This is a genomic window from Dorea sp. Marseille-P4042 (genome assembly GCF_900290215.1).
In the GTDB taxonomy this organism is placed as follows: Bacteria; Bacillota; Clostridia; order Lachnospirales; family Lachnospiraceae; genus Dorea; species Dorea formicigenerans.
The window spans coordinates 710,517-733,767 of the sequence record NZ_OLMI01000003.1 but is presented as its reverse complement, the minus strand read 5'-3'; the positions used below and the strand labels follow the sequence as shown (position 1 = coordinate 733,767).

At 41.8% G+C, this 23,251-nt stretch carries 19 protein-coding genes; 11 read left to right on the top strand and 8 right to left on the bottom strand.

Annotation, left to right across the window (positions count from 1 at the left end; translation table 11 throughout):
* Nucleotides 1-207: 207 nt before the first annotated feature.
* Complete coding sequence (locus C7E02_RS17045) at nucleotides 208-2,649, top strand: cation-translocating P-type ATPase (protein WP_105310233.1); 2,442 nt, start codon at nucleotides 208-210, stop codon at nucleotides 2,647-2,649.
* Here C7E02_RS17045 and C7E02_RS17040 read toward each other — a convergent pair.
* The 3 genes from C7E02_RS17040 to C7E02_RS17030 form a co-directional block, all read right to left on the bottom strand.
* On the bottom strand, nucleotides 2,591-3,637 hold the full coding sequence (locus C7E02_RS17040) for a peptidase dimerization domain-containing protein (RefSeq protein ID WP_242978966.1): 1,047 nt from the start codon (nucleotides 3,635-3,637) through the stop codon (nucleotides 2,591-2,593). The two genes, C7E02_RS17045 and C7E02_RS17040, sit on opposite strands and share 59 nt — an antisense overlap.
* A 160-nt stretch (nucleotides 3,638-3,797) precedes the next feature.
* Nucleotides 3,798-3,977, bottom strand: a complete 180-nt coding sequence (locus tag C7E02_RS17035) for a hypothetical protein (RefSeq protein ID WP_105310232.1) — start codon at nucleotides 3,975-3,977, stop codon at nucleotides 3,798-3,800.
* 199 nt (nucleotides 3,978-4,176) lie between these two features.
* The gene (locus C7E02_RS17030) at nucleotides 4,177-5,505 is read right to left on the bottom strand and encodes an amidohydrolase (RefSeq protein ID WP_105310231.1); all 1,329 of its coding nucleotides are present in this window, start codon (nucleotides 5,503-5,505) and stop codon (nucleotides 4,177-4,179) included.
* Between the two features lie 252 nt (nucleotides 5,506-5,757).
* Here C7E02_RS17030 and C7E02_RS17025 point away from each other — a divergent pair, with 252 nt between their 5' ends.
* The 6 genes from C7E02_RS17025 to C7E02_RS17000 all read left to right on the top strand — a co-directional run bounded on the left by C7E02_RS17025 (nucleotide 5,758) and on the right by C7E02_RS17000 (nucleotide 12,988).
* Nucleotides 5,758-6,729 carry a polysaccharide deacetylase family protein gene (locus tag C7E02_RS17025; protein WP_005337389.1) on the top strand — a complete coding sequence of 324 codons (972 nt, stop codon included), beginning with the start codon at nucleotides 5,758-5,760 and terminating at the stop codon, nucleotides 6,727-6,729.
* A 277-nt stretch (nucleotides 6,730-7,006) separates the two neighbouring features.
* Nucleotides 7,007-8,398, top strand: coding sequence for an asparagine--tRNA ligase (gene asnS, locus C7E02_RS17020; RefSeq protein ID WP_005337387.1), 1,392 nt, complete (start codon nucleotides 7,007-7,009; stop codon nucleotides 8,396-8,398).
* Nucleotides 8,399-8,524: 126 nt separating this feature from the next.
* A complete protein-coding gene (vanR, locus tag C7E02_RS17015; protein WP_105310230.1) occupies nucleotides 8,525-9,214 on the top strand; it encodes a VanR-ABDEGLN family response regulator transcription factor in 690 nt (229 codons plus the stop codon).
* Nucleotides 9,204-10,457 (top strand): sensor histidine kinase, encoded by a 1,254-nt coding sequence (locus C7E02_RS17010; protein WP_022279474.1) that lies wholly within the window; start codon nucleotides 9,204-9,206, stop codon nucleotides 10,455-10,457. The genes vanR and C7E02_RS17010 overlap by 11 nt, the downstream gene beginning before the upstream one ends.
* Entirely contained in the window at nucleotides 10,357-11,412 is a 1,056-nt protein-coding gene (locus C7E02_RS17005; RefSeq protein ID WP_081472114.1) for a metallophosphoesterase family protein, read from the top strand. The genes C7E02_RS17010 and C7E02_RS17005 overlap by 101 nt, the downstream gene beginning before the upstream one ends.
* Before the next feature lies 1 nt (nucleotide 11,413).
* Nucleotides 11,414-12,988, top strand: a complete 1,575-nt coding sequence (locus C7E02_RS17000) for an ATP-binding protein (protein WP_005337374.1) — start codon at nucleotides 11,414-11,416, stop codon at nucleotides 12,986-12,988.
* A gap of 197 nt (nucleotides 12,989-13,185) precedes the next feature.
* Here C7E02_RS17000 and C7E02_RS16995 read toward each other — a convergent pair whose 3' ends face one another.
* From C7E02_RS16995 to murC, 4 genes are all read right to left on the bottom strand, one after another.
* On the bottom strand, nucleotides 13,186-14,373 hold the full coding sequence (locus C7E02_RS16995) for a ribose-phosphate pyrophosphokinase (RefSeq protein WP_005335161.1): 1,188 nt from the start codon (nucleotides 14,371-14,373) through the stop codon (nucleotides 13,186-13,188).
* Nucleotides 14,360-15,373, bottom strand: a complete 1,014-nt coding sequence (locus C7E02_RS16990; protein WP_005337372.1) for an ATP-binding protein — start codon at nucleotides 15,371-15,373, stop codon at nucleotides 14,360-14,362. The genes C7E02_RS16995 and C7E02_RS16990 overlap by 14 nt, the downstream gene beginning before the upstream one ends.
* A 27-nt stretch (nucleotides 15,374-15,400) precedes the next feature.
* Entirely contained in the window at nucleotides 15,401-16,450 is a 1,050-nt protein-coding gene (locus tag C7E02_RS16985; protein WP_029730513.1) for a DnaD domain protein, read from the bottom strand.
* A gap of 136 nt (nucleotides 16,451-16,586) precedes the next feature.
* Nucleotides 16,587-17,966, bottom strand: a complete 1,380-nt coding sequence (gene murC / locus C7E02_RS16980) for a UDP-N-acetylmuramate--L-alanine ligase (protein ID WP_022279471.1) — start codon at nucleotides 17,964-17,966, stop codon at nucleotides 16,587-16,589.
* 288 nt (nucleotides 17,967-18,254) lie between these two features.
* Between murC and C7E02_RS16975 the strand changes: the two genes are divergently transcribed.
* Genes C7E02_RS16975 through spoVG form a run of 3 tightly spaced genes read left to right on the top strand, consistent with a single transcriptional unit; the run spans nucleotide 18,255 to nucleotide 20,959 of the window.
* Entirely contained in the window at nucleotides 18,255-19,529 is a 1,275-nt protein-coding gene (locus tag C7E02_RS16975; RefSeq protein WP_005337368.1) for a glucose-1-phosphate adenylyltransferase, read from the top strand.
* Nucleotides 19,526-20,644 (top strand): glucose-1-phosphate adenylyltransferase subunit GlgD, encoded by a 1,119-nt coding sequence (glgD, locus tag C7E02_RS16970; protein WP_105310229.1) that lies wholly within the window; start codon nucleotides 19,526-19,528, stop codon nucleotides 20,642-20,644. Before C7E02_RS16975 ends, glgD begins: the two co-directional genes overlap by 4 nt.
* Nucleotides 20,645-20,677: 33 nt before the next feature.
* On the top strand, nucleotides 20,678-20,959 hold the full coding sequence (spoVG, locus tag C7E02_RS16965) for a septation regulator SpoVG (protein WP_005335177.1): 282 nt from the start codon (nucleotides 20,678-20,680) through the stop codon (nucleotides 20,957-20,959).
* A gap of 106 nt (nucleotides 20,960-21,065) precedes the next feature.
* On the opposite strand, the gene C7E02_RS16960 is transcribed toward spoVG, so the two are convergent.
* A complete protein-coding gene (locus C7E02_RS16960) occupies nucleotides 21,066-21,758 on the bottom strand; it encodes an RluA family pseudouridine synthase (RefSeq protein ID WP_005337366.1) in 693 nt (230 codons plus the stop codon).
* Nucleotides 21,759-22,158: 400 nt separating this feature from the next.
* Between C7E02_RS16960 and C7E02_RS16955 the strand changes: the two genes are divergently transcribed.
* Nucleotides 22,159-23,058, top strand: coding sequence for a hypothetical protein (locus tag C7E02_RS16955; RefSeq protein WP_005337365.1), 900 nt, complete (start codon nucleotides 22,159-22,161; stop codon nucleotides 23,056-23,058).
* Nucleotides 23,059-23,251 lie beyond the last annotated feature (193 nt).

The window sequence follows — 23,251 nt, the reverse complement described above, 5'->3', positions numbered from 1 at the left end:
AAGGGTGTCCCTAACTGTAATCAGGGGTGCCCTTTTCTTAAGGAATTCTTAGAATTTTTTAACAAAGAATTCATAGTCTGGGAAAGGGTTTCGATGTATAATAAATACCATAAAGAAAAAATTTTCATATTGTATGATAGATTCTAAGATTTGCCAGAAAATGACGGGCAGATATCTTGAAGCTTCAGATACACAGGAGGAATATTTATGGCATTGCGTAAAAAGCATGAGGTTCTGGAAGAACCGCAGGATTATGAGATAGAGCGCCGGGAGACACCGAGATATAATCCGGATCCCGAAGCGGGACTTTCGGCGGCCCAGGTGGAGCAGCACCGTGAGGATGGTTGGCGCAATGTGTCAGTCGCACCACCGGCACAGACCACGAAAGAAATTATCCGGGAAAATGTCTGTACTTACTTTAACTTAATTTTTCTTGTATTGGCAATTTTGTTATGTCTTGTCGGTTCATTTCGTGATCTGACATTTCTTCCAGTCATTATTTTTAATACATTAATTGGTATTGTGCAGGAGATTCGTGCGAAAAATGTATTGGAAAAGCTGAACATGTTAAATGCACCGCATGCCAGTGTTGTGCGTGACGGGAAAAAGTCGTTAGTGGATTCAGAAGAACTGGTACTGGATGATATTGTAATATTCAAAGCGGGAAATCAGATCTGTGCCGATGCAATTGTAGTATCCGGCGAAGTGCGAGTCAATGAATCACTGTTGACTGGTGAATCTGATGAGATTACGAAAGCTCCGGGAGCGGAGCTTATGTCCGGAAGTTTTGTGGTAGCGGGAGAGTGCCATGCCCGTCTTGATAAAGTCGGAGTGGATTCTTACATTTCCAAGCTGACATTGGAAGCGAAGGCCATGAAGAAAGGCGAGCAGTCGGAAATGATCCGCTCACTGGATAAGTTGGTAAAATTTGTCGGTATTGCGTTGATTCCGATTGGTATTACGTTGTTTGTACAAGGATTTTTCTTTAATGATCAGAGCTTCCGAAACAGTATTGTTTCCATGGTGGCAGCAGTTCTTGGTATGATTCCGGAAGGATTATATCTGCTGGCAAGTGTGGCGTTGGCTGTCAGTTCTATGAGACTGGCTCATAAGAAAGTTCTGCTTCACGATATGAAGAGTATTGAGACGCTGGCTCGCGTCAATGTGCTTTGTGTGGATAAGACAGGAACGATCACTGAGAATTCTATGAGTGTCAAAGACATGATCCCGACAAAGGAATATGATGCAGAGAAGATGCCGGAGTTAAATGGTCTTCTGTCTGATTTTGTGGGAGCCATGAGCAGCGATAACAGCACCATGGAGGCGTTGAAGGATTATTTTAAAAAGAAGACGGAACAGTCTGCCTCTAAGGTTGTTCCATTTACTTCTGTGACAAAATACAGTGGAGTCATGTTCGGGGAGAAGTCTTATGTAATCGGAGCTCCGGAGTTCGTGCTCCGCGAGGATTATGATACTTACAAACCGGATATCAGCGAGTATGCAAGAAAAGGGTATCGTGTACTTGTATTTGGCTCTTATGATGCAGCATTAGATGGCGGAAAATTGACAGGAAAGGTTCTGCCGATGGCATATGTCCTTCTGGCAAATCCAATCCGTAAAGAAGCACCGGAGACATTTGCATACTTTGCAGAGCAGGGCGTGGAAGTCAAAGTTATTTCCGGTGATAATCCGCTGACTGTATCAGAGGTCGCGAAAGAAGCCGGTATTGTAAATGCAGAGGAATATGTTGATGCGACGACACTTCAGACAGATGAGGATATTGCCAATGCGATTGCAAAATATACGGTATTTGGACGTGTGACACCGGGGCAGAAGCGTCAGTTTGTTCAAGCATTGAAAGATCAGGGAAAGACTGTTGCCATGACCGGTGACGGAGTTAACGATGTGCTGGCACTTAAGGATGCGGATTGCAGCGTAGCTATGGCATCGGGAAGTGATGCGGCATGCCAGGCGGCGCAGGTTGTGTTGTTGGAGTCCAACTTTGCATGTATGCCGTCAGTTGTATTAGAAGGAAGGCGAGTGGTCAACAACATCCAGCGATCAGCCAGCCTGTTCCTGGTAAAGAACATTTTCTCATTCCTGTTGTCCCTGTTCTCGGTTGTATTTATGATGAGCTATCCATTACAGCCGTCACAGATTTCACTGATCAGCATGTTCACCATTGGAATTCCGGGATTCTTTCTGGCATTCCAGCCGAATAAAGATGTGATCAAAGGACATTTCCTGACAAATGTGGTGTTAAAAGCTCTGCCGGCCGGACTGACTGACGTACTGGCGGTAGCTGCCATGGCAGTCTTTGGACAGACATTTGGACTGGGAGAGACAGACATTTCCACAGCAGGAACGATGCTTCTTGCCATTGTAGGATTTATGATTCTGTTCAAAATCTGTGAGCCATTCAACTGGCTGCGTGGCTGTGTATGGGGAGGTTCAGTTATTGGACTTTTAGGCTGTTCCATTTTCCTGCCGAAGCTGTTCGCGATTACCGGAATGTCCACAAAATGTATTATGCTGTTCGTGGTATTTTCTATTGCGACTGAGCCATTGTTCCGGTATCTGACAAAGCTTGTCAGCGGAGTAAGAAAGCTGCATATGAAGATACATAAGAAGCCGGTGGAAGAGTTTTAAGGATATAGAAAAAAAGAAATATGTCCGGATTTTCGAATACGTCCAGCGCGGTAGCTGCCAATGCTTTTGTGGCGGTATGAAGTGTATGGCGTGCCATTTTTCCATGTACATATTTCAGAAATGTCTCGTGATGTGCAAATACTTTCGGTCTTGCACCGGTATCTAACTCGCAGTATACGGTCGGGCATACATGAGATACATTTCCAATGTCACTGGATCCACTTGCTTCTTCATCACTGTCTACGAAATCTGTAACCCCCAGATCATTTAAGTTCTTATGCATCAGGGCGCGAAGTCCATCATGATATACAAGGTCATCATAAGAATTCTCGAAGTTGAAGTATTCCAGTTTTGCACCAGTCATAAGTTCTGCGCCTTTTGCACAATTAATGACTTTCTGAGTCAGTTCCTCCAAGTAAGCGCGGTCTTTTGCACGAATGTAGAATTGGCATGCTGCGTAATCAGGAATAATATTACATGCAGCACCACCGGAAGTTATGATCCCTGCTACACGGGCGTCATTTCTTGTCTGCTGGCGCATTGCATTGATTCCTGCAAACATCAGGTTTACAGCGTCCAGAGCATTGACACCTTTTTCAGGATAAGCGGCTGCATGGGAGGCGGTACCCTGGAAGCGAAATTCAATAGAATCCATAGCCAGAGTCAGGGCAGCACCGAGTGTGGAAGCGGCTATCCAGTTATGTCCGCACGCGTGGGCCACCTCGTCCTTGTTCGGACCATATCCCGGAAGCGCATCATACTCCGGAAGCACAGCAACTTTCGGACCCTCACCACAGTAAAGTTCTGCACGAAAAGCAGTATCAAGATCCAGATACGGACAAGTTACCGTAAATCCATGCTCTTTTAATTTCTCAACAAGATACTTACAGGACTTAAATTCCTCACGGCCAAGCTCCGCATGATTAAACACAAACTCACTGATTTCTTCAATCTCAGCAGCAAGAATGCCGAGGCATTCTTGAATCACATTTCTCTATCAAGACTTACAAAAGCCCTAAAAAGAAAACATAATTAAAGTAATAAGATTTAGACAGCCATACTCACCCTTCCGCTTGTCAAAACTTAAAAAGAATGAATCAAGTCATGAAAAAGGCACTCTGACGCGGCCGGTACTTAGGCGGTGTTCTTTAGCGCCATACATACCAGATACTGATGCCCATGAATACGACAAAGCAAAGAATACGGTAACCAAGACCGGAGAACATCTTCACGCCTTCAACACGGTCAGATGTACCGGCTGGAATAATGTTAGCCAGAATTGCAGTGATGACTGTCATCATGAAAATAATGACATACGCATGTGGCATTTTAAAGAGTTTTTTCTTTTCCGTTGTAAATTAAAATCTTCCTCAATCATAAGTGCTAAAAAACAGTTTTCATTTTAGCGCTATTCGAGGAGGGGTACAATGAATTTTTTTACACAAATATGAATTTTTTTGCAATTTCTTTACACTTTTGCCTGAGTATAATTTCTATAATGTCAGATACTTATCAGAAAGTGCATATTTAGTCTTGAGGAACATTATGATAATCCCACACAGCCTGTAAATATTCTGGTTTAGAAAGCAACAATTTTGTACCTTCTGCCATACATCTGGCTGCATAAAGCATACCTTTATGCCCAATACTCATGCCGGCTTGTTCTCTGGCTGCCCAGTGGTGAAGTGCGGTGCCGTGGCACATAGTAGCAGCGCTGATGGTGATGAGGGGAACGGTATGGCTGACCTGGGAGGCATCGGTTCCAATGGAAAGTGGAACTGGCGTGTCCTCCAGCGGATAAAGTCCTGCAAAATATTTTCCATTGTTCATAAGTCCGGCCTTTTCTGAAATGTCTTTTGCAAAATCCAGTTCTGCATCTGTATATTCAGGTGTCGGTATATGAGTCATAGCTTCATAGTAAACTTCCACTAGCGGACGGTTGACTTTCATTTCCATGCAGCTTCCAACTAATTCGATATCGACAGTTGTTCCGGTCATCATAGCTGCACCTTTTGCACATGCATCCACGCGCTTGCTTGCATCTTCCGTGCGGCTTCTTTTGGTAGAGCGGATAAAATAATTCGTCTTTGCAAAGTCAGGTACAACATTTGCCGGAATACCATTATCCATGTAAGCATAATGCATGCGGACGTCATCTGTTACATGTTCGCGGAGATAATTCACGCCAACATTCATAAGCTCGGCAGCATCTAAGGCGCTGCGACCGCTTTCCGGTGAACGGGAGGCATGTGCGCTGACTCCGTGAAATGTATAGTTTTTAATGTCCTGCGCCTGCCAGATGTCATTGCTGACACGGTTGCGGTCGAATGGATGCCAGGTCACTGCGATGGACAGGTCATCGAACACATTCTGTTCGTCCATAATAATTTTTCCGGACATGATCTCTTCCGCCGGGCAGCCGTAAACACGAATTACAATCGGTTCACCAGAGGATTCATAATCTGCTTTTAATGCACAGGCAGCTGCGCAGACTGCTGTTCCAAGAAGATTGTGTCCGCATGCGTGTCCGATTTCCGGAAGAGCATCATATTCAGCGAGAAAACCAATGATCGGAACTTCGTTAGAAGATGAAACGTTTTTCCCGGCTGGCTGGATTTTAGTAATGTCGATGTCAGGATTGGTCCAGGCCGCAGTAAATGCAGTCTCGATTCCAGCAGTATTCCATTCTATTTGAAATCCCTGTGTTTCCAGGTAATCCGCAAGACATTTTGAAGAGAGTTTTTCTTTGTAAGCTGTTTCCGGATGTTCGAAGATATAGCATGATTTCTGAATAAGTTCATCTCTGTGGTTGTCAAGCCAGTTGGAGATAGTAGGGTATGTTGCGGTTGATGTCATAAGATGCCTCCTGTCGTATTTTTATAGTTGGGAGCTTTTATCCCAATATTTTTACAGATAACAGAACTAGTTGGTTCTGAAGTCAATTTTATACATTTTTCGTAGGATGTCAATTCCGAAGGCGTTCTTGAACGTATAATTTCCGGGGGATACAAATAGTTAGTCTTGATAGAAGTGGCTATGTCGCATATAATGATATTAGGGTCAAAAAGGTTTGAAACAATAGATTTGTGAAACAAAATAGGAGGATATATGTCAGATAGAGAAGAAAAGACCGGAAAAAATGATAACGGAAAGAAAAACAAGGGTGGTAAAAGAAATAAAATAGTAGCAATAGAAATGATTATTCTTGTACTGCTGATCATGGCAGCAGTGGCAATTTTTATTCAGAGAGATAAAAGTGTAAAAGAGGCTGCGAAGATTCATAATCAGAAGGCGAAAAAGACAGAGCAGACACCCCAAGCTGCGCAGAAAGAAAATGAGATAGAAGAAGAGACGGAGGATACGGAAGAGGAGACTGATGATAGAGACGCGTCAGTTCCTGACCGTAGTAATTTTGCAGTGCAGCCGGGAGTTTCAGTCGGAACGACAGAACAGTCCGATGAGAAAATCGTGTATCTGACATTGGATGACGGACCATCAGATAATACACAGGCAGTTCTGGATATTCTGGATAAATATAATGCAAAGGCAACATTTTTTGTGACAGGTGAGATGCCGGAATACAAAGATATGATAAAGGCTGCGTATGACAAGGGACATACAATTGGAATGCATACATATTCACATGATTATGCTAAGGTTTATGCATCGGTTGATGCGTATTTTCAGGATCTGGATCAGATTGGGCAGATGGTACAGGAAGAGATCGGCTATGTACCATGTTTTATCCGTTTTCCGGGTGGATCATCAAATACTGTATCAAAGAAATATACAGCAGGAATCATGTCCACGCTTGTGCAGGAAGTACAAAACCGTGGATATCAGTATTATGACTGGAACGGAAGTTCCGGCGATGGGTCTGTGAGAACGACCGAAGAACTGGTGGCGCAGGCAACGAGCTTTGATTCTAACAACATCATTTTACTTTGTCATGATTCCCATGGAAAACAGACGACTGTGGAGGCATTGCCACAGATTATAGAACATTATCAGTCACTGGGATATACATTTAAAGCACTGGATCGTGATAGCTTCGTAGCGCATCATGGAGTGAATAACTAATTGAGACATAAATCAGTCATAAATTGTAAATAATCGTAAGTATCGTAAATATTGTAAATAAGATATTGTAAATAATCTGTGAGATAATCGGTGAGTAATCGGCGAATTGGGTGAATTGTAAATAATCGCACGAGTCAGGGGTTGGGTAATCACAACTTCTGTGCTATAATAAACGATATATGGCATCTGACACATTTCTTTGTATAATAGGAAGGTGCATTTCCTATGCATGGCGTCAGAAGAAAGTATTTTTAAGACAGTAGAAGGAGTATTTGGTATGAATTTAATTAAAATTCGCGAATTATACAAGAATCAGGAAGCATACCTGGATAAAGAAATTACCGTTGGGGGATGGGTAAGAAGTATCCGCGACTCCAAAGCATTTGGCTTTATTGTCATCAATGATGGAACATTTTTTACACCACTTCAGGTCGTATATCATGATGATATGGAGAACTTTGAGGAGATTTCCAAACTCAATGTAGGAGCAGCTGTTGTTGTAACAGGTACACTGGTTGCAACACCACAGGCAAAACAGCCATTTGAGATTCAGGCGAAGACTGTAACAGTAGAAGGCGCTTCCGCGCCAGATTATCCGCTTCAGAAGAAGCGTCACAGCTTTGAGTACCTTCGTACGATCGCACATTTAAGACCGAGAACAAACACATTCCAGGCAGTATTCCGTGTTCGTTCCCTGACGGCATACGCACTTCACAAATTTTTCCAGGAGAGAGGATTCGTGTATGTACATACACCGATCATTACAGGAAGTGATTGTGAAGGAGCCGGAGAGATGTTCCGCGTAACAACGATGGACATGGAAAATGTACCGAAGACAGAAGATGGTGCAGTAGATTATACACAGGATTTCTTCGGAAAAGAGACAAGCCTTACCGTAAGCGGACAGTTAAATGCAGAGACATATGCACAGGCATTTGGAAATGTTTATACATTTGGACCTACATTCCGCGCAGAGAACTCCAACACAACAAGACATGCGGCAGAGTTCTGGATGTTAGAGCCTGAGATGGCATTTGCAGATCTGGAGGACGACATGGACCTTGCAGAAGACATGTTAAAATATGTCATCAATTATGTGATGGAAAACGCACCGGAAGAGATGAACTTCTTCAATTCATTTGTAGACAAAGGGCTGATCGATCGACTGACCAACGTTGCAACATCTGAATTTGCACGAATCACATACACAGATGCAATTGAGATTCTAAAGAAGCACAACGATAAATTCGAGTTCAAAGTATCATGGGGAATCGATCTTCAGACAGAGCACGAGCGCTATCTGACAGAGGAAGTATACAAACGCCCAGTATTTGTAACAGATTATCCGAAAGATATCAAAGCATTCTACATGAAACAGAACCCAGATGGAAAGACCGTGGCAGCAGTCGATTGCCTCGTACCAGGAATCGGTGAGATCATCGGAGGAAGCCAGAGAGAAGACGATTACGAGAAGCTTGCAACACGCATGGAAGAACTCGGAATGAAGACAGAAGATTACGGATTCTACATGGATCTTAGAAAATACGGATCCACAAGACATGCCGGATTCGGACTTGGATTCGAGAGATGCATCATGTATCTGACAGGAATGGGCAATATCCGTGACGTAGTACCATTCCCAAGAACAGTAAATAACTGCGAGTTATAACAGAAAAATAGCCCCTGAAATTGTAGAAAATGTTTGACACAATCAGAAAGGGACAGGTTAAAGTTCAATTGGGGACGGGGTTTTTTTGAAAAAACCCCGTCCCCAATTGAAAAAGAGGAGAATTGTATGAATATTTTAGTAGTGGATGATGAGAAAGAGATTGCTGATGTTATCGAGTTATACTTGAAGAATGATCAGTATAATGTGCTGAAATTTTATACGGGTCAGGAAGCACTTGATTGTATTGCCAGTACGAAGATTGATCTTGCGATTCTGGATATCATGCTTCCGGATGTGGACGGATTCCAGATTTTGAAGCAGGTTCGGGAGAAATATACATTTCCTGTGATTATGTTGACAGCGAAGACGGAGTATATGGATAAGATCACGGGTCTGACACTTGGTGCTGATGATTATATTCCAAAGCCTTTCAATCCATTGGAGCTGGTTGCCAGGGTGAAAGCACAGATTCGACGCTATACGCAGTACAATGAGGGTACGAAGGACGAGGGGGATGTGATTGATTTTGGCGGTCTGTTCCTGAACCGGCAGTCTCATGAGTGTACTTACAATGAAGTGCCGCTGACACTGACACCGATTGAGTTTGATATTCTGTGGCTGCTCTGTGAGAACCGAGGCAAGGTTATTAGTTCTGAGGAGTTATTCCACAAGGTTTGGAAGGAAGAATGCTATAAGAACAGCAACAATACGGTCATGGTTCATATCCGGCATCTGCGGGAAAAAATGAATGGACCTACCGGAAAATCTGATTTCATTAAGACTGTATGGGGAGTTGGATATAAGGTTGAAGAATAATTATCGTAAATTAAAATTCAGTATTCTCTTGCAGACGGTGCTTGTTACGGCACTGACAGTTCTGGTGGGTGGATTTTTGCTGAATTATGTGATCGATGGAATTTATAATGACAGTTTCGCCAGGAATTTTGTAAAAATAATGACGAAACTGCAAGTGAGTGAACCGACTGCACGGAGCCTGTATTGGAAATTGATAGGAGATAACAAGACATTTTTCATGGTTGTAGGCTTTTTGCTTTTGTTTGCTCTTTTTTTCTATGTGGCACTTTCGAAAATGACAAAGTATCTGGACCAGGTGGGAGAGGGAATTGAAAATATTCTGTCGGAATCTACGGAACCGATTCACCTGATCACAGAATTGAAACCGATTGAGATTCGATTAAATGAGATTAAAGCTACCCTGAAACGGCAGGAGTTGGAGTCAGTGGAAGGCGAGAAACGAAAAAATGATCTGGTGTTGTTTCTGGCGCATGATTTAAAGACACCCTTGACTTCTATTGTGGCTTACTTAAGTATGCTGGACGGATATCCAAAGATGCCGGAGGAGGAGCGAAAGAAATATATTCATATTGCTCTGGAGAAATCCAATCGTCTCGGTGAATTAATTAATGAGTTTTTTGACATTACAAGGTACAATTTGCAGAATATCGAGCTGGAGTCGGTGAAGATCAACTTGACTATGATGCTGGAGCAGATTGCAGACGAACTTTATGGCGTACTTCAGGAAAAAAAGCTTACTTGTGATGTGGATGTGGAAGAGAATCTGGAAGTTTACGGCGATCCGGACAAGCTTGCCCGTGTCTTTGATAATATTTTGAGAAATGCCATTGCATATTGTTATGAGGATACCAAAATTGAGATTCAGGCCAGAATGAAAAATAATAAAATCGAGATTACATTTACAAACAGCGGAGACCGGATTCCGGGAGATATGCTGCAGACGATTTTTGAAAAATTTTACCGGGTAGATAATTCCAGGTCGACCGGAACCGGAGGAGCAGGACTTGGTCTTGCGATTGCAAAAGAGATTGTGGAATTACATGATGGACAGATCATGGCGAAAAGTGATGATCTGCACACGCGATTTATTGTGATGCTGCCGTCGGAAAATGAACTGGAAGAAAATGAAGAGGGGAGTAAAAATGAGATTCATACACATCGCAGACATACATTTGGGGGCAGACCCGTACATTGGAAGCTCCCGAAAGGAAAAGCGGGAAAAGGAGATATGGACCAGTCTTGAACGAGTACTCGAAGTCTGTGAAAGTAAGCATGTGGAAATGCTTCTGATTGCAGGCGACTTGTTTCACAGGCAGCCGCTCAGACGGGAACTAAAAGAACTGGATTATCTTTTTTCAAAACTGACCATGACTGAGGTGGTTATCATTGCAGGAAACCATGATTATCTGAAGAGAGATTCTTATTATCGGACGTTTCAGTGGCCAAAAAATGTGCATATGATTCTGGACAGGGAGATTCAATGCGTGGAATTTCCAGCATACAGTCTGGCAATCTATGGCATGAGCTATGATACGAAACAGATTACAGAGGAATGCTATTGTGATGCATTTGCACAGCGGCGACAGCCATATGAGATTTTGCTTGCGCACGGAGGAGATGACAGCCATATTCCGATAAAGAAAGAAAATCTGCTGGGGCTTGGTTATGATTATATTGCAATGGGGCACATCCATAAACCGCAGATTATCTGTCCGGATAAAATTGCTTACGCCGGAGCGTTGGAGCCAATCGATAAAAACGATACTGGAGCGCACGGATACATTTACGGAGAGATTACGACCAAGGGATGCAGGATAAGATTCGTACCATTTGCAATGAGATCTTACATACATCAGACGATCGAAGTAAATCCTTCTATGACAGAGCATGAACTAAAAGAGACAGTTGCGAAAGTTATAGATGAAAAAGGAAAGGAAAATATTTACAAGATTATTCTGGACGGAATGCGTGACCCGGAAATTTCTTACAACGTGGACACGCTGGATCCATATGGAAATGTGATCGAGATTACAGATCAGACACGACCGGCGTATCAGTTCGATAAGTTGAAAGAAGCAAATAAGGGAAATATTCTTGGGGCATTTGTGGCAGAGCTGGAACAGTATCCTGAGAATAGTCTGGAACATCAGGTGCTTTGTGAGGGAGTGCGGGCATTGATGGAGACAAGAAGAGGCTAATATGAAAATCAAAGAGTTGAGACTTAAGAACTTTGGAAAGTTTACAAATAAAGAAATTCATTTTTCAGATGGAATGAATGTGATATATGGAGAAAATGAGTCTGGAAAGTCTACCCTTTATACGTTTATCAGAGCTATGCTTTTTGGGTTGGAACGAGGGCGTGGAAGAGCTGCGGCGCAGGATGCATTTTCCAGATATGAACCGTGGGAAAATCCGAATTATTATTGTGGGGAAATGAAATTTGAATCAGGAGATAAGGAATTTCTTCTGTCCAGAAATTTTGACCGATATGGGAAAAATGAGACGCTTGTCTGTCTGGAAGATGCAGAAGAATTGTCTGTGAAAGATGGAGATCTTCAGATGCTCATGGGTGATTTGAGTCCACAAATTTATGATGATACGATGGCTATGGCACAGATGAGGGTAAAGCCTGGAATGACGCTCTCTGAGGAATTGAAAAATTATGCATCTAATTATTATGCGACCGGAGATGGGGAACTTGATCTGGCGGCAGCTATAGATTATTTGAAAGAGCAGAAAAAAGAAAGTTTGCATGAGATGCAAAAGCAAATGGAAAAACGCCAGGATAAAAGAGAACACATTTCTCAGGAAATGTCTTATGTGTGGCGTGATATTCATAAACTGGAAGAAGAACAGGCACATCTGGAAGAAGAGATTGCGTTTAGAAAAGTGCGGGAGCGAGAATCCAGGCTGTTGCTTAAGCAGGATGAAGAAGAACCCAAACACATGATAGATGAGATACGGCCATCTAAATGGAGAGTACATCCATTGGAAATATTGGCAGCGGTACTGGCAGTGGTTCTGTGTGTATGGCTTTTGAAACGTCCGTGGAATTATCTGGTCGCAATTATTTTAGTATTGCTTTCCAGCATCTATGTGTGGAACCGGATGAAGATCAGTAAAAAAGTTGAGAAGACAGAGCCAGAAAAAATTTTGGAGGAGATTACACCTCAAGAGGAGAAGATTCCTACAGACCGTCTGAAATGGGAACTGGAGAGAAATGCGTTGGAGCTTGGGGATAAGCGGGTACGTTATTCCAATCTAAAGGAGGACCTGGAAGAGTTAGACGGAATCAGTGATGAGGAGAGAATTCTAAATGTCCAGGCGGAGGCAAGACAGCTTGCGATTGATAAAATTCAGGAACTTTCTGGAGAGATGCAGAAGAAGCTTCGGGGAAAATTAAATGACCGGGTTTCAGAGATTATGGAATTTATTACAGAAGGGAAATATACCCGATTAAATGTAGAAGAAGGATTAAATATCAGCTTACTGAGTGAAGGGCGCAAAGTAGATATTGCAAGAGTCAGCCAGGGAACAGCAGAGCAGGTATATTTTGCACTTCGAATGGCAGCATCAGAAGTGCTGTTAGAAGAAGAACTTCCGGTGATTTTGGATGATACATTTGTAAGTTATGACGAGGAACGGCTGGAAAGTGTGATGGAATGGCTTGCAAAAAGTGGAAAACAGGTATTATTGTTCACCTGTCAGAAAAGAGAGATGAAGATACTTTCCGAAATGGGAGTTAAAAATTGTAATTATATAAAATTACAGTAGACAAAAAGCAGATGAATGAATGTAAAATTTTTGAACTACATTCACTTATCTGCTTTTTATATCAGCTGGGAGTCAATCCCCCAGCTGATATAGCCTCCGGCAGAATTGCAGAGATGCGCAGTAGAAGTATGTCATGCAATTGCATGACGCGCACCTCGCAGCAAGAATGCCGAGGCATTCTTGAACAGACGCAGCTGTTATAACTGACCGTGAGCTTTCTTGTATTCCTCAACGCATACCTGAATTCTCTCACTAGGATCCAGAATATCACTGATAGATCCGTCGTGGTTCAGAGTATCAATCATAAGAGCAACATATTTACTCATATCACAGTTGATATAATAAGGTCTGGAAAGAAGTTCCGGTGTCTGGTAAATCAGATTCGTTGTTAAGACTCCATCAATCAGACCACTTTCATAGGCTTCATCGAACTTATCCAGTCCATTTGTAAAGAGTCCAAATGTAGCAGCTGCAAAAATACGTTTTGCATTGCGGCTCTTTAACTGTTTTGCAACATCCAGGATGCTGTCTCCGGAAGAAATCATGTCATCCAGAATAATAACATCTTTTCCTTCTACAGAAGAACCAAGGAACTCATGAGCAACGATTGGGTTGCGTCCATTTACCACACGTGTGTAATCACGTCTCTTATAGAACATACCCATATCCAGGTTCAGAACGTTTGCCAGATATACAGCACGCTCTGTAGCACCCTCATCTGGGCTAATCGCCATCATGTGGTCACTGTCGATGATCAAGTCATCGTAGCGATCTAATAATCCTTTTACAAACTGATAAGTTGGACGCACTGTCTCGAATCCGGAAAGCGGGATTGCGTTCTGTACACGAGGGTCGTGTGCATCAAATGTAATAATATTATCAACGCCCATGTGTGTCAGCTCCTGAAGTGCGAGTGCGCAGTCCAGAGACTCACGAGAGCTTCTCTTATGCTGACGGCTTTCATAGAGGAACGGCATGATAACGTTGATACGTTTTGCTTTACCACCGACAGCAGCGATAATTCTCTTTAAGTTCTGATAATGATCATCTGGTGACATATGATTTGTGTTTCCACTCATAGAATATGTCAGGCTGTAGTTGCAGACATCGACCAAAATGTAAAGATCCATACCACGGACAGACTCATCAATCACACCTTTGGCTTCCCCGGAACCAAAACGTGGTACATGAGCATTTACGAGATAAGAATCTCTCTGATATCCACTGAATACTACATCATCCATGAATTTGTGTCCATCTTCATGGCGCCATGTAGTGATGAAATGATCGACTTCCTTTCCCATCGCCTGGCAGCCATCAATTGCGATGATTCCAAGTGTTCCTGCAGGGATGTTGTCAAGATTACGTTCGTTACGGCGTAACATCTTTTGTACCTCCTAGGTTTAATAATTTTTTTTGAATTCTGATATCGTCACCGGTCAGACGGAGCATAGAATAGCTGCTGCTGATACGTGAAAAAATTCGTTCAGAATAAATTGCTTTTATATCTTCGAGCGACAGATTCGTAGATATGATTGTCGCTTCCTTTCGTAAGATTCGCTCATTAAGTATAACAAATAATTGTGAAACCGTAAAGCTATTCGCGAGCTCTGTGCCAAGATCATCAATAATTAGCAAGTCACAGCTGCAAATATGGGAGAGCGCATCTTCATCGATCTCATCTCTTTTACCAAAAGTATTCTTAGCAAGAAAATCAAAAAGCCCTGCTGCAGAAAAATAAATAACTGAATAAGAGTGATCCATTAATTCCTTTGCAATACAGTGAGTGAGAAATGTCTTTCCAACACCAGTATCTCCATATAAAAGAATATTATGAAATTCACTGGAAAATGTATCAATAAAATGATGACAGACACGAAGTGCGGTTTCAATGGCGTCTCTTGCCGATCTTCCGGTCAGCGGATCAATATGGCTTTTGGAATAGTAGTCCAGAGAAAATGTGTGGAAATTTTCCTGCTCTAAAATTCCTTTCAAGTTCGAGCCGTTATATAGAAGCTCGATAATTGCCTTTTTCATACAGTGGCACTTGCGTGTCCCAATATATCCGGTATCCTGACAGTCTGGACAGTGATAATGCTTTTCAAGATAATCAGATGGAAATCCGTGAGACGTAAGAAGCTTCTGCTTTTCGCCAGTTAATGTCAGGAGCTTTTCATGAAATGAAGAAAGAGCATCTTCGTCTCCTTCCAGCAGTCTCTTTGCTTTTTCAACACTCAGAGAAGAAATAGTGTCATCAATTGTGCGAAGCTTTGGAATCTTCGCATAAACTTCATCAAAACGAAGACGAAGTTCATGCTCGTTATCCAGTTGTAATTGCTCATAATCGCGCATCAATTGATCGTACTGGGAATTTGATAATGCCATGGACGAAAATGCTCCTTATTATATAGTTTATTGCTGTAACAGCTTGCGCTCAAGATCGCTCATATCATAAGAACGGTTCTCGAAGTTGTTGAACTTTGTTGGTGCCGGTGTGATTTTAGCGGCACTTTTTCTTTGAAGTTCTTTTTCACGGCGTTCTTTTTCACGGGCTTCTTTTTCACGGATAAATCCGGCATCCAGAGTTTCGATATCCTGAATGTTCTTAACACTTTGCTCCAGCCATTTTTTCAGAATAGATTCAGTATAGTCAAAGCTTGGCTGATGAATTGCGTTCATAGTTCTGGCGCATGCGTTCAGGATCAGATCCAGAGAGAACCCATATTCGGAAGTCCAGCGCTTGATGTATTCCATCTCAGACGGTGCAGGAGCGCGTCCTTTAATGCCGAAAGCTCCGAGAATAGAATAGCAGTTCTTATTGTATGCCATAGAGCTTGCTTTTGCTTCAGAAACCGTCTTAATGTGGCGTTCACACCAGGAAAGAGCAACCTTCTGAATATAGTGCATGCTTGTATGACCGTTCTCTACACAGTACTCGATCAGGTATTCGATAAGATCTGCAGACATATGTAAAGTCTCGTAAAAATATGTAATAGATTCTACGTCAGAATGGGACAGCGTCTTGCCAAGGTACTGCTCTGCAACAAAAAGAAGTTCTTTGAACTCTTTACGAGAGCGGTACTGCTCAATACTGGATACATCTGTAGTTGTCGGTGCCGGCTGAATAGAAGGAGCAGCCGGTTCCGGTGCAGATGGTTCTTCTGTCATACGCGGCTGTGCCGGAATCGCCGGAGCCTCTCCGTCTACAGGCATGTCATAATCCAGTAACCCTTTCTTTTTCCAGTAGTTCAATGCACGGATCACATCTTTTTCTGTAATATCTAATAAATCTGCAATCTTTGAAATTGTCAGAGTTCCTGAAGGCTCATTCAGATGGCGCAAAAGAATAAGGTATACCTTCACGTATTCCCCGTTCGCCTCTGCCATATAATGATCGATAAATTCGTTCTCCAGTACAGTTGTATCACTCTGCACGTGGTTTGTAAGTGTTAATTTTCTCATGCCTTTTCAGGTCCTCCTCAAGTATCATTCGCTTCATTGCACAGCTATTATAGCATCGGAAGTACCATTAAAAAAGAAATTTTTGACGCAAAAATCGGGTTTTTTGTGGATAAAAATCTGTGGAAAATGTGGATAACTATCTTCCAAGAAGCGTTTCCCCAATGTTTACAACGTCTCCGGCTCCCATAGTTATCAACACATCCCCTTTTTGACAATGTGTCAGACAGAAATTTTCTATTTCTTCAAAGCTTGGGAAGTAGTATGCATCGCATCCTTTTGCCTTCAATTCATCTGCAATCTGTTTAGAAGACACTCCGAGAGTATCCGTTTCTCTTGCTGCATAAATATCAGCCAGGATCACATGATCTGTATGTGAAAGTGCCTCAACGAATTCCGGGAAGAGAGCTTTTGTACGTGTATAAGTATGAGGCTGGAAAATGCACCAGATCTCACGATGCGGATAATGGGTCGCAGCAGTCAGTGTTGCAGCAATCTCTGTCGGATGATGTGCATAGTCATCAATGATCGTCACACCATTAGTCTCGCCCTTGTATTCAAAACGACGGTCTGTACCGTGAAATTCTTTCAGTCCCTTTTTGGCAACGGAAACATTTACATCCAGAAGATCTGCAACAGCAAGTGCGGCAAGTGCGTTGGATACATTATGGTCTCCACTTACAGATAAGGAAATACGATCTACAAATTCACCGTTCTTTACCAGGTCAAAGGATGCTTCGCCGAGTTCGTCATGAGTTACATTTGCAGCATGATAAGTTGCGGAAGGATTCGTTCCGTAAGTTACGATTTTGCAGTCAAGATCTCCTGTAATCTCATCCAGACGATCAATGTCACCATTGATAACAAGTGTTCCGTCTTTTGGAAGCAGCTTTGCAAATCTGTGGAAAGAGTTGCGGATATCCTCCAGATCCTTGAAGAAGTCCAGATGATCTTCGTCAATATTCAGAATCACACTGATCTTAGGAAAGAAGCTAAGGAAACTGTTTGTATATTCGCATGCTTCCGTAACAAAAATCTCGGAATTACCGACACGGATATTTCCACCGATTGCTTTTAAGATTCCACCAACAGAAATAGTCGGATCCATCTCTCCGGCCAGAAGAATGTGTGAAATCATAGAAGTTGTTGTTGTTTTTCCGTGAGTTCCGGAAACTGCGATTGGAATATCGTAGTTTGTCATAAGCTGTCCGAGAAGTTCAGCACGTGTCAGCATCGGGAGTCCTTTTTGAACTGCAGCCTGATATTCTTCATTGTCTTTATGAATTGCAGCCGTATATACAACTACATCGATACCATCTATAATATTAGAAGCTTTCTGTCCATAGAAAATCTGTGCACCGGCTTTTTCAAGATGATCTGTCAGAGCAGATTCTTTGTTGTCAGATCCGGAAACAGTAAAGTTCTCTTCTAAAAGCACCTCGGCAAGTCCGCTCATGCTGATACCGCCGATTCCGATAAAATGTACGTGTACTGGCTGGTCAAAATTAATTTTATACATAATTAAGATTCCTTCCTCATATATATAATAATATAGGCAAATTGTGTTGGGAAAAATCCCGTCTGTAGTATCGTTGGATTGCTCTGTGCGGCACACTTTCACAATCCAATTAATAATTCTTTCTAACTTATTATTATATACATATATGAGAAAAAATCCAACCCGCAATTTTTTGTAATATTTTCATAAAAAGAGGAGAAATTATTCAAATGTTTTGTAAAATATGTTCACGAAATGGAACATATATGGTATAATATTTATCACAGACTACTGAGAAGGGGTGAAGACATGAGGAAAAAGGAAATGATAGCAATGCTCCTGGCAGGAGGACAAGGCAGCAGACTTGGTGTTCTGACATCAAAAGTTGCGAAACCGGCTGTTGCATTTGGTGGAAAATACAGAATCATTGATTTTCCGCTAAGTAACTGTATTAATTCAGGAATTGATACTGTAGGTGTATTGACACAGTATCAGCCATTACGTTTGAATTCACATATCGGGATAGGTATTCCATGGGATTTGGATCGAAGCATTGGTGGTGTTTCGATTCTTCCGCCATATGAGAAGAGTACAAGCAGTGAGTGGTATACAGGTACAGCGAATGCCATTTATCAGAATCTGGAATACATGGAATCATTCCATCCAGATTATGTATTAATTTTATCTGGAGATCACATTTATAAGATGGATTACCAGGTGATGCTTGATTATCATAAGGAGAACAATGCAGATGTTACAATTGCGGCTATGCCGGTTCCGATAGAAGAGGCAAGCCGTTTTGGAATTGTAATCACCGATGATAGCGGTAAGATTACAGAATTTCAGGAGAAACCGCCACAGCCGAAGAGTAATCTGGCATCAATGGGAATCTACATATTTAGCTGGAAAGCATTAAAAGAAGCTCTTGTAGCATTGAAGGACGAGCCTGGATGTGACTTTGGAAAGCATATCATTCCGTATTGTCATGAGAAGGGTGAGCGCCTGTTTGCTTATGAATACAATGGATACTGGAAAGATGTTGGAACACTGGGATCTTACTGGCAGGCTAATATGGAGCTGATCGATATTATACCGGAATTTAACCTTTATGAAGAATTTTGGAAGATTTACACTAACAGTGCTATACTTCCGCCTCAGTACATTGCAGAGAATGCTGTGATAGACCGAAGCATTATCGGCAATGGCTGCGAGATTTATGGAGAGGTACATAATTGTGTTATCAGTGCCGGAGTCACAATTGAAGAAGGTGCGGTAGTGAGAGATTCAATCATCATGAGCGATTGTACGATTGGAAAAGGCTGTGTGATCGATAAATCTATCATAGCTGAGAATACGAAGATTGACGAAGGCGCGATTCTTGGAATTGGCAGTGAAGAACCGAATACATTAAAACCGGCAGTCTATTCATTTGGACTTGTAACGATCGGAGAGAATTCTGTAATCCCGGATCACGTACAGATTGGTAAGAACACCGCAATCAGTGGAATTACGAACAAAGAAGATTATCCGGACGGAGTACTTGGAAGTGGAGAAACATTAATAAAGGCGGGTGAGATAGCATGAGAGCAGTAGGAATTATTTTAGCAGGCGGTAACAATAACAGGATGAAAGAGCTGACTCACAAAAGAGCAGTAGCAGCAATGCCAATTGCAGGAAGCTATCGATCCATTGATTTTGCACTTAGTAATATGACGAATTCTCATATTCAGAAAGTTGCGGTGTTGACGCAATATAATGCCCGTTCCTTAAATGAACATTTGAATTCTTCAAAATGGTGGAATTTCGGAAGAAAGCAGGGTGGACTGTACGTATTTACACCGACCATTACAAATGATAATGGATACTGGTATCGCGGAACGGCCGATGCCATTTACCAGAATATGGATTTCCTGAAAAAGAGTCATGAACCGTATGTTGTCATAGCATCCGGAGATGCGGTATATAAAATGGATTACGGTAAAGTTCTTCAGTATCATATTGACAAAAAGGTTGACGTTACGGTAGTATGCAAAGAGATGGATCCATCAGATGATGTGAGCCGATTCGGAACCATCCGAATGGATGACGATATGCGTATAACAGAGTTTGAAGAGAAACCGATGGTGACAAAATCAAACATGATTTCAACAGGAATCTATGTGATCAGAAGAAGATTACTGATTGATCTGATTGAGCATGCAGCGGAAGAAGAAAGGTTTGACTTCGTCAATGATGTTCTGATCCGTTATAAGAATCTGAAGAAGATCTATGGTTACAGGATTGATCATTACTGGAGCAATATTGCAACTGTAGATGCTTATTATAAGACTAATATGGACTTCTTGAAGCCGGAAGTAAGAAACTATTTCTTCAAGCAAGATCCGGAAATTTATTCAAAAGTCAGCGACCTGCCTCCTGCAAAATATAACCCGGGCGCATCTGTCAAGAACAGTCTGGTAGGAAGCGGAAGCATTATCAACGGAACTGTGGAGAATTCCGTAATATTTAAGCAGGTATTTGTGGGAAATAACTGTGTAATCAAAAATTCAATTATTTTAAATGATGTGTATCTTGGGGATAATACTTACATTGAAAACTGCATCGTGGAAAGCCGTGATACAATCAGAGCCAACACACGTCACGTTGGAACAAACGGGATAAAAGTGGTTGTCGAAAAGAACGAGAGGTACGCACTGTAAGATCAGTGCGCCTAGATAGAAAGGGGCAATAACATGCAGATAACAGATGTAAGAGTAAGAAAAGTAGCGAAGGAAGGAAAATTGAAAGCAGTAGTATCAATCACGATGGATGAAGAATTCGTTGTACATGATATTAAAGTTATTGAAGGGGAAAAAGGACTTTTTATTGCTATGCCAAGTAAAAAGGCAGTGGATGGAGAATACAGAGATATTGCTCATCCAATCAATTCCGGAACTCGCGAAAAGATTCAAAGCATCATCCTCGAGAATTACGAAAAAGTATTAGAAGAGGCACCTGAGGAAGCCGTTATCTAGTTTGTGCGAATAGAGGACATACGAACAGAAGCTTAAGGAAAATTGAAAAAAGAAAATGAAACGAAGAAGCTGGATATGTAATTGGAGGCATATCCAGCTTCTGGTTTTATGCATAATGTTCAAGTGAAAAAGTCATCTGTTTTTTAGTGACAGGATGTTTGAATTCAAGGCTGTATGCGCATAGACATAGTGGCGTGCGTCCGGTAGGAAGTTTTGGTGTATCAGAATTATATTTTGTATCTCCAATGATCGGGCAGCCCATACCGGAAAGTTGCACACGAATTTGATGATGGCGTCCAGTATCTAACTTGATTTTTAGCTGACTGGTCGCGACAGGAATTGTGGAAGCAATATCAGCAAAAAATGTAGTATCAACTAAATCATAATGAAGCTTTGCTAATTTGGCATCTGCAGTACCTTTCTGACAGATTCTGGAAGTATTTGTTCTGGCATCTTTTACAAGGTAGTTTTCTAAATCAGCAGATGGTGGTTCTGGCGTTCCCGCAACTAATGCATAGTAATGCTTACCGAAGCCGGAAGTTGTAAGCTGACGGTTCAGTTCCTTTGCGGCAGCAGGCGTCTTGGCGAAGACGAGAATTCCACTTACCGGCTGGTCTAGTCTGTGAATGACGGCAAGGTATGGCTCGCCGGATTTACCAGAAGTCATGCTGATATGATTTTTTAAAAGGCTCACCATGTCCGGGGAGCCGATGCGTTTGCTTTGGGTTGCAACTCCGGCAGGTTTGACACAGACCAGAATCTGCGTATCTTCGTATAAAATATTCATATCTTTAATCATATTAAAAGTCCTTTTTAAATAATTCAGATGTCCGGATTCGCGGACAAACCGTGATATATGACTATATTGAAATAAAATGAAAAGGTTGTCAAGAAATTGTTTCTAAAATTAAATGTAGACAAAGAAAACCCTATGTGTTAGTATACATACAAAGCATTATATTTCTGACAAATCATTCTATCAAATTTATCTATCTATATCTTGAATGTATCCTTTCTGCTGCGGCAGGGGTGAAGAAATCGCAATGCTTAAAAACCCCTATTAACTAGCAGAGAGATGAGAAGAAAAGAGCAGATATAGCCAACAGAAGAAATGTCAGATAAAAGGGATCGGTTGTTGGTGAAAGGTATATTTTCATTTGGAATCTCCTGCGATATTTCAAATGAAAAGGAGGAACCTTATGTGTGTAAATGCTACACAGACACCAGTAAACCGAAGCTTCAAGGCCAGAATCTTTGAGATGATTTTTAGTAACAAAGAAGAACTGCTAAGCCTGTATAATGCGGTAAATGGAACAGATTACAAGAATTCGGATGAACTTGAGATTAATACGCTGGAGAATGCGATCTATATGGCGATGCATAATGATATTTCGTTTGTGATCGGATTTTATGTTTCATTATATGAGCATCAGTCAACGTATAGCCCAAATCTTCCATTACGTTATATGCTTTACATATCGGATGTATATTCAGCAATGACAAAGAATATGAACCTGTATGGAGAGACTGCAGTTGCGTTGCCGGCACCGAGATTTATTATATTTTATAATGGAGCGAAAAAACGTCCGGAGCGCGAAGAACTTCAATTATCTGCATTATATAAGGTAAAGGAAGAAAATCCATCCTTGGAGTTACGGGCGACACTTTTGAACATTAATCCGGGCTTCAACGATGAACTGAAGCGTATGTGCAAGACTTTGGGAGATTATGCAGAGTATACAGCACGTATTCGACAATATGCACAAGAGATGCCGATTGAACTGGCAGTTGAACATGCGATCACAGAATGCATTAAAGAAGGAATTCTTGCAGAATTTTTAAGCAGGCAGAGAGCGGAGGCGAAAAGTGTGAGTATCTATGAATATGATGAAGAAAAACACCTTCGAATGGAACGGGAAGAAAACTACGAAAAAGGATATAAGCTCGGAGAAGAGGCTGGATATAAACTTGGTGCACAGCAAAAGGTAATGGATCAGGTGAAAAAGAAACTGGCGCGGGGAGCATCTGTAGATGAAATTGCGTCTGCGCTGGAAGAGGAGCCGGAGACGATCAAAGAGATTATGGATGCATTAAAATAAAAATGTAGATAGAATGATTGAAGGAGTTGTCGGTTAATACCGATTTTTAGCCCCTGACATGCAGGGAAGAGACAATCCCAGAAAATTCGGACTTTTTTAAGGCCTGAATTCTCCAACGGCTTGTCTCTTCCCTTTTGTAATCCTTATTTCAGGGCGCAAAATCCCCTTGACCGGATTTTTTGAAGCATTCCAT